Annotated in this window: 10 protein-coding genes; 8 read left to right on the top strand and 2 right to left on the bottom strand. The window is 69.5% G+C overall.

Annotated features, from left to right (window positions below; translation table 11 throughout):
• From IZR01_RS28075 to proB, 5 genes are all read left to right on the top strand, one after another.
• On the top strand, positions 1-2,762 hold a 2,762-nt coding region (locus IZR01_RS28075; RefSeq protein WP_194925603.1), incomplete at its 5' end, for an Rne/Rng family ribonuclease.
• A 287-nt stretch (positions 2,763-3,049) separates the two neighbouring features.
• Positions 3,050-3,370, top strand: coding sequence for a 50S ribosomal protein L21 (gene rplU, locus IZR01_RS28070; RefSeq protein ID WP_194897668.1), 321 nt, complete (start codon positions 3,050-3,052; stop codon positions 3,368-3,370).
• Positions 3,371-3,388: 18 nt separating this feature from the next.
• Complete coding sequence (gene rpmA, locus IZR01_RS28065; protein ID WP_194897653.1) at positions 3,389-3,649, top strand: 50S ribosomal protein L27; 261 nt, start codon at positions 3,389-3,391, stop codon at positions 3,647-3,649.
• Between the two features lie 87 nt (positions 3,650-3,736).
• Entirely contained in the window at positions 3,737-5,242 is a 1,506-nt protein-coding gene (gene obgE, locus IZR01_RS28060; protein ID WP_194897654.1) for a GTPase ObgE, read from the top strand.
• Between the two features lie 57 nt (positions 5,243-5,299).
• Positions 5,300-6,403, top strand: coding sequence for a glutamate 5-kinase (gene proB, locus IZR01_RS28055; protein ID WP_194897655.1), 1,104 nt, complete (start codon positions 5,300-5,302; stop codon positions 6,401-6,403).
• Positions 6,404-6,557: 154 nt separating this feature from the next.
• Here the strand turns inward: proB and IZR01_RS28050 are convergent, their stop codons facing one another.
• Positions 6,558-7,577 carry a hypothetical protein gene (locus IZR01_RS28050; protein WP_194925602.1) on the bottom strand — a complete coding sequence of 340 codons (1,020 nt, stop codon included), beginning with the start codon at positions 7,575-7,577 and terminating at the stop codon, positions 6,558-6,560.
• A 588-nt stretch (positions 7,578-8,165) separates the two neighbouring features.
• Between IZR01_RS28050 and cutA the strand changes: the two genes are divergently transcribed.
• Positions 8,166-8,507: a divalent-cation tolerance protein CutA gene (cutA, locus tag IZR01_RS54425; protein WP_194925601.1), complete on the top strand. Its 342-nt coding sequence runs from the start codon at positions 8,166-8,168 to the stop codon at positions 8,505-8,507.
• On the opposite strand, the gene IZR01_RS28040 is transcribed toward cutA, so the two are convergent.
• Entirely contained in the window at positions 8,479-9,711 is a 1,233-nt protein-coding gene (locus tag IZR01_RS28040; RefSeq protein ID WP_499698308.1) for an NsdA family TPR-like regulatory protein, read from the bottom strand. The two genes, cutA and IZR01_RS28040, sit on opposite strands and share 29 nt — an antisense overlap.
• Before the next feature lie 83 nt (positions 9,712-9,794).
• Here IZR01_RS28040 and IZR01_RS28035 point away from each other — a divergent pair, with 83 nt between their 5' ends.
• Complete coding sequence (locus IZR01_RS28035) at positions 9,795-10,166, top strand: hypothetical protein (protein ID WP_194925599.1); 372 nt, start codon at positions 9,795-9,797, stop codon at positions 10,164-10,166.
• Positions 10,163-10,321 carry a hypothetical protein gene (locus IZR01_RS28030; RefSeq protein ID WP_194925598.1) on the top strand — a complete coding sequence of 53 codons (159 nt, stop codon included), beginning with the start codon at positions 10,163-10,165 and terminating at the stop codon, positions 10,319-10,321. Before IZR01_RS28035 ends, IZR01_RS28030 begins: the two co-directional genes overlap by 4 nt.
• Positions 10,322-10,339: the final 18 nt, after the last annotated feature.

Genomic DNA, 10,339 nt, shown 5'->3' with positions numbered 1-10,339 from the left:
CCCCCGAAGCAACCACCGAATCCAACCCCAAGCGCACCCGCCGCCGCGCCGCCTCGTCCCCGGCCGGCCCGCCGCGCCCCCACGAAAAGGCCGCCGGGTCCGCTGACCAGGCGCAGGCCAAGGGCAAGGCCACGGCCAAGACCACCGGCAAGAGCAACGCCAAGGCCACCGCCAACGCCGCCACCACCGACGCCGAGCCCGAAACCGAGGAAGGGCAGCAGTCCGCCGCCCCCGCGGTCGACCTCGACAGCCTCTCCCCGGCCGAACGCGCCCGCGCCATCATCGCCGCCCGCGCCGCGGCCCCGGCCGCCGGCGTCCCGCTGTTCCAGGCCCCCGACCTGACCACCGCCGCCGCGCAGAAGGCGGCGACGAAGGCGGCGGCCAAGGCCGAGGAGGCCGAAGCCGAGCCGGAGGCGGAGGCCGAGGAAGAGCCGGCCCCGGCCCGTCGCACCCGCACGCGGAATCGCAACCGCAACCGCGCGGAGCAGTCGGAGACCGCTGCCGAAAGCGCTGAGGCCGAGAACGACGACGAAGACGAGGACGACGAAGAGGGCGGCACGTCCTCCAGCCGTCGCCGTCGTCGCCGGCGCCGCCGGGCCGGTGGCGAGGCCGTCGAGGCGAGCCCGGACGACCCGCCGAACACCGTGGTCAAGGTCCGGGAGTCCCGGGTGCGCAGCCGCGACCGCAAGGGCGGCGGCGTGGCCACGGACGACGACGTGCAGGGCGTGCGCGGCTCGACCCGGCTGGAGGCCAAGAAGCAGCGCCGCCGCGAGGGCCGGGACACCGGCCGCCGCCGGGCGCCGCTGATCACCGAGGCCGAGTTCCTGGCCCGCCGGGAGAGCGTCGAGCGGATCATGGTGGTGCGCCAGAGCGGCGACCGGACCCAGATCGGCGTGCTGGAGGACGGCGTGCTGGTCGAGCACTACGTCAACCGCGCGCAGTCCGCCTCCTACGTCGGCAACGTGTACCTGGGCAAGGTGCAGAACGTGCTGCCCTCGATGGAGGCCGCGTTCGTCGACATCGGCAAGGGCCGCAACGCCGTGCTGTACGCCGGCGAGGTCAACTTCGACGCGGCCGGCGTGACCGGTTCGGCCAAGCGCATCGAGAGCGTGCTCAAGAGCGGCCAGGCGGTCCTGACCCAGGTCACCAAGGACCCGATCGGGCACAAGGGCGCCCGGCTGACCAGCCAGATCTCGCTGCCCGGCCGGTACCTGGTCTACGTGCCCGAGGGCACCATGACCGGGATCAGCCGCAAGCTGCCGGAGAACGAGCGCAACCGGCTCAAGGCGATCCTGAAGGCCGTGGTCCCGGAGCACGCCGGGGTCATCGTCCGCACCGCCGCCGAGGGCGCGACCGAGGACGAGCTGCGCCGCGACGTCGAGCGGCTGTCGGCGCAGTGGGAGGAGATCCAGCGCCGGGCGGCCTCCTCGGCCAGTTCGGCCCCGACCCTGCTGTACGGGGAGCCGGACCTGACCGTGCGCGTGGTGCGCGACATCTTCAACGAGGACTTCAGCAAGCTGATCGTCTCCGGCGACCAGGCCTGGGACACCATCGGCGAGTACGTCGGCGGCGTGGCCCCGGACCTGGCGCCGCGGCTGGAGCGCTGGACCTCCGAGCAGGACGTCTTCGCCGTGCACCGGGTCGACGAGCAGCTGGCCAAGGGGCTGGACCGCAAGGTCTGGCTGCCCTCCGGCGGCTCGCTGGTCATCGACCGGACCGAGGCGATGGTGGTGATCGACGTCAACACCGGCAAGTTCACCGGCTCCGGGGGCAACCTGGAGGAGACGGTCACCCGCAACAACATCGAGGCGGCCGAGGAGATCGTCCGCCAGCTGCGGCTGCGCGACCTCGGCGGCATCATCGTCATCGACTTCATCGACATGGTCCTGGAGTCCAACCGCGACCTGGTGATGCGCCGGCTGCTGGAGTGCCTGGGCCGGGACCGGACCAAGCACCAGGTGGCCGAGGTCACCTCGCTGGGCCTGATCCAGATGACCCGTAAGCGGGTCGGCCAGGGCCTGCTGGAGGCCTTCTCCGAGACCTGCGACAAGTGCAACGGCCGTGGCGTGCTGGTGCACATGGAGCCGGTGCCGGTCAGCCACGCGCAGCTGCACGAGGACGACCGCGACGGCCGCAATCAGGGCCGGAGCGGCAAGCAGGGCGGTTCGGGGCAGTCCGACGGCGGCGAGGACGAGCACGAGGGCGGGCGCGGGCGGCGCAAGCGGCGCAAGTCGCACGGCCACGCCGACCGCCAGCAGCAGTTCGACCCGCAGTACGACGTGGACGGGGTGCCGGAGGAGTTCCAGGACTTCGCCGACGGCGAGCAGGCTCCGGCCGGCCCGGTCACGGTGACCAAGGTGACGAAGGTCGCGGCGGGCACCGACCGGGACCCGGCCGAGGACGAGGCCGCCGAGCTGTCCGAGCACAGCGAGGTGGAGCGGGTCCCGAACCGCGCCCACGTCGTGGCCCCGGTGCTGACCCCGGCCGACGTGGTCGCCGCCGAGGAGGCCGACGTCACCGAGCGGCTGGCCGCCGGGGACGCCCAGGCGCACACCGTCTACGTCCCGAACGCGGGCGCCGACGTGAGCGCCGAGGCCGACAAGCAGGAGACCGAGGCGGAGCCGGTGGCTGTGGCGGTCGCGGCGGCGGCCTCCGCCGCCGAGGCGGACCCGCAATCGGCCCAGGACGCGCCCAAGCGGCGTGGCCTGCGGGTCCGGCGCGCGGCCAAGCGTCCGGCCGGTCCGCCGACCGCGCACAGCTGACAGACAGGTCCGGCCGGGCCGTGTGGCCCGGCCGGACCGCTCCGGCGCCAGTTTGACCCACAGGCGCGGACTTCCGTACCCTTGAGCTTCGGCATGCGATACGTGTGCCCGGCATCCAGGGGCCCTCGCGCAAGCGGTAGGCGGCCCGGGTGATGATCGGCTCGATGGGTCGTCAGTCCGCACCTCGTCAGAAGTGCTGGACGCTCGTGACCGGCAACTGAGTTGGTCAAGAGTGTGATTGCAGACCTGATCGACCCACAGTCGACGAGAAGAGAGTGAGTTTCGCGGTGTACGCGATCGTCAAGAGCGGCGGACGGCAGCACAAGGTGGCTGTCGGCGACGTCGTCGAGGTGGACCGCCTCCCGGGCGCCCCGGCCGGTAAGGAAGTGGAGCTTTCCGCGATCCTGCTCGTCGACGGCGACGCCGTCACCTCCGACCCGTGGGTCCTGGAGGGCGTGAAGGTCAAGGCCGAGGTGGTCGAGGAGACCAAGGGTCCGAAGATCCACATCCTCAAGTACCGCAACAAGACCGGCTACCGCGTGCGCCAGGGCCACCGCCAGAAGCACACCCAGATCAAGATCACCGCTATCGACAGCGGCAAGAAGTAAGAAGAGGGGCGCTGAACCATGGCACACAAGAAGGGCGCATCGTCCTCCAAGAACGGCCGCGACTCCAACGCCCAACGCCTCGGCGTGAAGCGTTTCGGCGGCCAGAACGTCAACGCCGGCGAGATCATCATTCGCCAGCGCGGCACCCACTTCCACCCCGGCCTGAACATGGGCCGCGGCAAGGACGACACCCTGTTCGCGCTCGTCGAGGGCAAGGTGGAGTTCGGCACGCTGCGCGGTCGGCGCGTGATCTCGATCGTACCGGCGCTGGCTGAGTAACTCGGCTTCACGGAGCGGGCCGGGGGAGATCCCCGGCCCGCTTCTTCGTGTTGTAGGACCTATACAGATTGCAAGGAGGCGCTGACCATGGCGACTTTCGTCGACCGCGTGAAGCTGCATGTCACGGCCGGGAACGGCGGCCACGGCTGCGCCTCGGTCAGACGCGAGAAGTTCAAGCCGCTGGGCGGCCCGGACGGGGCCAACGGCGGCCGCGGCGGGGACATCGTCCTGGTGGTGGACGGCAACACCACCTCGCTGCTGGACTACCACTTCGCCCCGCACCGCAAGGCCGGCAACGGCAAGCCCGGCGGCGGCGACTTCCAGACCGGGGCCAACGGGGCCGACCTGGTGCTGCCGGTGCCCTCCGGGACCGTGGTCAAGGACGGCTTCGGCGAGGTGATCGCGGACCTGGTCGGCGGCGGCACCCGGTTCGTCGTCGCGCACGGCGGCACCGGCGGGCTGGGCAACGCCGCGCTGGCCACCTCCAAGCGCAAGGCCCCCGGCTTCGCGCTGCTCGGCGAGCCCGGCGAGGACGGCGAGTTCAGCCTGGAGCTGAAGTCGGTCGCCGACGTCGCCCTGGTCGGCTACCCCAGCGCCGGCAAGTCCTCGCTGATCGCGGCGATGTCCGCGGCCAAGCCGAAGATCGCCGACTACCCGTTCACCACCCTGGTCCCGAACCTGGGCGTGGTCAGCGCCGGGGAGTCGGTCTACACCATCGCCGACGTGCCCGGCCTGATCCCCGGCGCCTCCGACGGCAAGGGCCTGGGCCACGAGTTCCTGCGGCACATCGAGCGCTGCGCGGTGCTGGTGCACGTCCTGGACTGCGCCACCCTGGAGAGCGACCGCGACCCGATCTCCGACCTGGACGTCATCGAGGCCGAACTGACCGCCTACGAGGCCTCTCGCGACGACAGCGAGTGGGGCCTGTACGGCAAGCTGTCCGACCGGCCGCGGCTGGTCGTGCTGAACAAGACCGACATCCCCGAGGGCCAGGACCTGGCCGATATCGTGCGGCCGGAGCTGGCGGCCCGGGGCCTGAACGTGTTCGAGGTCTCCGCGGTGTCCCGGGCCGGCCTGCGCGAGCTGTCCTTCGCGCTGGCGAGGATCGTGAACGAGGCCCGGGCGAACCGGGTCGAGCCGGAGCCCGAGCGCATCGTCATCCGCCCGAAGGCGGTCGACGAGGTCGGCTTCACCATCAGCTACGACGAGGCCGAGGACGCCTACTTCGTGCTCGGCGGCAAGCCCGAGCGCTGGGTGCGCCAGACCGACTTCAACAACGAGGAGGCGGTCGGGTTCCTGGCCGACCGGCTCAACAAGCTCGGCGTCGAGAACCAGCTGGTCAAGATGGGCGCGCACGAGGGCGACACCGTGGTCATCGGCGAGGGCCCGCGGGCCGTGGTCTTCGACTGGCAGCCCTCGATCCCCACCGGCGCGCTCGGCGTCACCGCCACCGGCGGCCGCCGCGGCGAGGACCCGCGCCTGCACCTGCACGAGGAGCAGCCCACATCGCGAGACGCCGAGTATCGCAAGGCGCACCGCCGCCGCGCGAATGGAACAATCGACGTGTTCGCCCCCGAGGACGACGAAGAGTAAGGGTTCTGAGCGACCGTGTCCGGCCAGCCGCGTACTGAGTCAGATCGAGAAGCGGTGGTGAGCGCTGCCCGGCGGATTGTGGTCAAGGTCGGCTCCTCCTCGCTCACCACGGCGGTCGGCGGCCTGTCCGGAGAGCGGGTCGACGCCCTGGTCGACGCCCTCGCCGCCCGGCTGGGCGTCCCGGGCACCCAGCTGGTCCTGGTGTCCTCCGGCGCCATCGCCGCGGGCCTGGCGCCGCTGGGGCTGCGCAAGCGGCCCAAGGACCTGCCCACCCAGCAGGCCGCCGCCTCGGTCGGCCAGGGCCTGCTGGTCGGCCGGTACACGGCCTCCTTCGCCCGCTACGGCCGCACGGTCGGCCAGGTGCTGCTCACGGTCGACGACACCACCCGGCGCTCGCACTACCGCAACGCGCACCAGACGATGGCGCGGCTGCTGGACATGAACGTGCTGCCGATCGTGAACGAGAACGACACGGTCGCCACCCACGAGATCCGGTTCGGCGACAACGACCGGCTGGCGGCGCTGGTGGCCCACCTGGTGCACGCCGACCTGCTGGTGCTGCTCTCGGACGTGGACGCGCTGTACGACGGTGACCCGGCCAAGCCCGGCACCTCGCAGGTCCCTGACGTCCGCGGCCCGCAGGACCTGGCCGGGATCGCCATCGGCGGCGCGGGCAAGGCCGGGGTCGGGACCGGCGGGATGGCCACGAAGGTGGAGGCGGCCCGGATCGCCACCGAGGCCGGGATCCCGGTGGTGCTGACCTCGGCCGCGCACGCGGCCCGGGCGCTGCGCGGCGAGGTCGTCGGGACCCTGTTCCACCGCACCGGTTCCCGGACTCCCACGCGGCTGCTGTGGCTGGCCCACGCCGCCGACACCCGCGGGTCGCTGCGCTTGGATCCCGGAGCGGTGCGCGCCGTCGTCGAGCGGCGGCTGTCGCTGCTGCCGGCCGGGGTGACCGGCGTCGAGGGGTCCTTCAGCGCCGGGGACCCGGTGGATCTGGTGGACGACGCCGGCGTGGCCGTGGCGCGCGGGCTGGTGAACTACGACGCCAGCGAGCTGCCGGAGCTGTTGGGGCGCTCGACGCGGGAGTTGGCGGTGGCGCTGGGGCCGCAGTACGAGCGGGAGCTGGTGCATCGGGACGATTTGGTCGTGCTGCGGTGAGCGGGATCCGCGGCTAGTGCGACGATCGCGGGCGCCGGTTGGTGCTGGTTGATGCCGCAGTGAGCGGGACTAGCGGCGATCGCGGGTTTTGATCGTGAAGAGAACGGAGCCGGGACTGCCTACCAGGCGTCCCGGCTCCGTTCTTGTCGGGTGGCTACCGGATGACGTCCGTCGTCCAGTTCGCCGGGTCGTCGCCGAGCGAGGTGACCCGGTCCAGCAGTCCTTGCGCGCCGCCGATAGCCGTCAGCGCCGCCGGTTCGGGGCTAGGAGCGATGACACAGATTCTCAGGCCTTTGGAGTCCTTGCAGATTGCCGTGTCGCCCGGCTGCACCGCGTTCTTCTGGCCGCCAACCATGGACGCACTGATGCTCACGATGTCCTCGTGCGGCTGATCCGGGCCCAGACGGTACATGAGGTCCGCAGAGGTGGCCCCGTTCTTGCGCATGGCCTCGCCGCCCAAGAACGTGAAGGACTGGGGGAGGGCTCCGGCGACCTGCAAGGGCATGGGCACCGATCGGTCCTGGTGGACCAGGCTCCCGGCGGCCTTGAGGGTCTGCGCCTGCCAGTCCGGGCGGGCCTCGATGTTGTTGGCATTGATCTCATGCCACTCACCGCTCTTCAGTTGTATCTGGAGCGCGGCCATCTCACCGCCTTCGCCGTTGCTGGCAGTGATCCGGCCGTTTCCGTAGCCCTCCCAGTAGGCCTCGGCGGTTCCAGGCACCTTCACCGGGACCTTCTCGGTCGCGCCGCCGCCGCGGGGGTTCCCGTCGATCAGGATGGGAGCCTCCATCGGGATGAGTTCCAGCTGGAAGCGAGGGTCTGCGGATTGCAGCACCGTGCTCTCTTGCTCATCGGCCGGGTTGAAGGCGCCGTAGGCGACCATCCCCGGCGGGATATACGCGAACTGCCAGTGGGTGACCACCGGATCGTGCGGGTTCACAGTGAACGTGGCGCTCGCCGCCTCCGTGCCGCCCCGCACCCCGCTCCCCATCCCGGCCAGCGCGCCGACCGCCAGCGCGGTCACCGCCAGCACCGCGGTCCCGCCGCCGAGGGTCGCCATGCGCTGCCGCACCAGAGTGTGCCGCCCCTCGTGCAGTACGCGCTCGACGTCCATCACGGGCGGCTGGTCGGAGTCCGCCATCGTGCGCAGGGCCGTCGCCAAATCGTCGGTCATAGTGTGATCCCTTCGAGTTCGATCGCCGATGCGGGTGTCAGGAACACCCGCAGATGGGCCAGCGCCCGCGCCGTCTGGCTCTTTACGGTGCCGAATATTTGTTCGCACACCATGGGCTGACCAGGTCGTTTTCGGGCTGGAGACGAACAGGCCGCAGCCGACCGCTGAGGGGTGGTCCGAGAGTTTGGCCGGTGTCCTGCGTGTGCGGGGCTGAAGCACTTCGAGGGGGCCTTACGCTGGCTTAGCAGAGAGGGCAGGTTCGTGGACCTGCCCGCAGGTGGCACTCTCAGGCCCCCTCGAAGTGCTTCAGGTGGGGTCCCCGTGCACGGAGGTGGGTAAAATCTCGGCCCGCCCCGGACCGGACCACAGACAACCACGAGCGGGACGTGAGCTGTTGGCCTGTTCCGGTGACCACGCGTCTCAAGAGCGGAGGGGGTGTCTTCGGAGGAGGGCGAGGGCTAGCGTAGCGCCCTTGACGTCCGGAGAAGGCGCCACCGTAGCGGCGGCAATACTCGTGCACATGTTGGCCACAAGCAGCGGCGGCACGGATACTCCTGGGCTCGTCCCGCGTGAGTCTAGGCTGACTGCATGACAACTGCACGAGTGTGGTCCGTTACATCGACGACGCCCACCCAGGCCGACGCCGTGAAGCTGGCGCGTGCAACAGTGGGCGAGCGCCTTGCCGCAGGGGCGGAGATCACTGGTCCCGCTATCTCAGTCTTCTGGCACCTCGGTGAACTCGGCGAGGGTGAAGAGTGGCGCGTGATCCTGCGTACATCCGCTGCATCGCGTGACGCCCTGGCTGCGCGTCTCGCCGAACTGCACCCGTGGGACAGTCCTGAGGTGTCGGCTGCGCCTATGGCCTGGTGCGCCGCAAGCTACGCCGAATGGATCGAGCGCACTACAGCAAGGCAACGAGCGGCGGATTGATCTTCGCCGCACGTTCGGTCAGGCTGGCCACCGCTGGCAGGTCATAGCCGGTAAGACGCCGAACTACTTCCTTGATCCGGTTCGCTGGCCGAACGGAAGCAACGGGATCGGCCAGCGTGATCGCGTGGTTTAGGACCGACGCCGCTTGGTCGATCGCTCCAGCGTCAATGTAGGCGTCTGCGAGCCAAGTCGAATACAGAGCCTTGTCGCGGGCCCACTGATCCGGATAGTTCGCTAGCGCGATCTCAAGAGCAGGAACGGCCTTATCCGGAACATGAAGAACAGCCCAGACGCGCCCCGTCATGATCTCGATTTCTTTTGAGTCCACCCAACTGGACCAGTGCGGGGCGTCTGTTGCGGAGCTTGACTCCAGAGAAGTCCATGCCTCGTCCAGTGCGCGTTCGGCGCCTTGGGCATCCCCGGCGACGGCATAGGACCATGCTCGGCGTGTTGCCACGAGCGCTAGCGTCGTCGGAGCGGCGTCCACTGGCAGTGCGTGGCGTGCCGCGTCCGCTGCGCGCGTTGCCTCGTCTGCGTCAGATGCGTATGCGATGTGGACGAAGGAGTTCGCAACAAGATCACTACTTCCAGCATCGTCGGCGGCTCGTCGGCTGTATTCGAACAGCTGGAGCGCGGGGGCCGGGTGGCCAGCGTCGAAGGCTGCCCAACCTGCCTGTTGCGCTTGTTCGGCCGCCAGCTCGGTGAGCGCGATTCGCGTGGCGGCGCTATAGCGGCCTTCGTTGAGTAGCCGCTCGGTGTGGGCAAGCTCGGTGCCGTATAGCCGGAAGGTGTCGGCACCGCCCAGGTAGTTGTCAAGGTCACGGAGCCGATCGAAGCGGCTTCGCATGGTCGCTACGTCTGGCTGCCCAAGCATGCGCGGGCTGGCGTCCAACAGTCCTAGACCAGCAAGAGTCAGGAAGTCTCTGCGTTTCGTGGCGGCCACCTTCTCAGCGTCTCGGCGTGTCCTTTTGGGGAACAGGCCTAGATCTGCGTCTGAGTCAACGCCGAAGACTACTCGCAAGGCTCGACGTGTAGCGGCAACCGGCCAGGTGATCTCACCACGCTCCATACGGCTGATGGCCTGACCGTCTACTGCTGGGCGGCGGCCAGTTGCCCGCTGAACCTCGTCACTCAGCAACTCGGCTACCTCGGCCTGTGTCCAGGCGGAACCGAGTCGCAGGGCTAGAAGTCGCTCGTTGGGCATCGCCATCAGGTTACTGAACCGAATCCTAAGTTGCCTACTAATCTGCGCTGTTGACCGCTCTTGATCCAATTCATGCTAGAGCCATGGGAACCGATATCGAAGCGGTCAGGCTCGAAGCGGAGCGCCGAATCGGCGGAGACGGGCGAACGGTCACTGTCCGCAACGAGGTCGGCAAGGGACCGACCCCGATTCGCATCCTTGCTCAGCTAAACCAGGACCCTGGTCCCGGTCCGGTGGGCTTCACGGTCATGACCGGTGAGGACGTGACGATGAGCCTGCTCAACAGCGGTGACGCTATCGGGATCGATGGCCGTTGGTGTCCGGTCGTGGGTTGTACGTCCATCAACGGCTGGGTCACGGTCGAGACGGCGTACGGGTATCCGGTTGTCACGGCCTTCATGGACGCCCGGGTCCACTTGGCTCGCGTGATCGACGCTGAGGGGGTGGCGTTGTGACGATACGGGAGGACGGCGTGTCGGGCCTGTCTTATGCCGAGTCGGGCGAGCCTCGGGGTTATACCCGGTGGTTGTTGCTGGTGGGCGGGTTGGCGTCGTCGCTCACTGTGAACGCGATCATGGGCTTCTATCTGATGCGGGGCGGCGTTCGCTGATGGGCCGGAGGCGTTCAA

Origin of the sequence: Catenulispora pinisilvae (assembly GCF_015356865.1) — a bacterium.
Lineage (GTDB): Bacteria > Actinomycetota > Actinomycetes > Streptomycetales > Catenulisporaceae > Catenulispora > Catenulispora pinisilvae.
This window is presented reverse-complemented; position numbering and strand designations above follow the sequence as displayed.

What these genes read in the sequence shown, in the direction of transcription:
- rpmA (WP_194897653.1), top strand. Translation starts at nt 3,389, where the DNA reads ATGGCACACAAGAAGGGCGCATCGTCCTCCAAGAACGGCCGCGACTCC.
- obgE (WP_194897654.1), top strand. Translation starts at nt 3,737, where the DNA reads ATGGCGACTTTCGTCGACCGCGTGAAGCTGCATGTCACGGCCGGGAAC.
- IZR01_RS28050 (WP_194925602.1), bottom strand. Translation starts at nt 7,577, where the DNA reads ATGACCGACGATTTGGCGACGGCCCTGCGCACGATGGCGGACTCCGAC.
- cutA (WP_194925601.1), top strand. Translation starts at nt 8,166, where the DNA reads ATGACAACTGCACGAGTGTGGTCCGTTACATCGACGACGCCCACCCAG.
- IZR01_RS28040 (WP_499698308.1), bottom strand. Translation starts at nt 9,711, where the DNA reads ATGCCCAACGAGCGACTTCTAGCCCTGCGACTCGGTTCCGCCTGGACA.
- IZR01_RS28035 (WP_194925599.1), top strand. Translation starts at nt 9,795, where the DNA reads ATGGGAACCGATATCGAAGCGGTCAGGCTCGAAGCGGAGCGCCGAATC.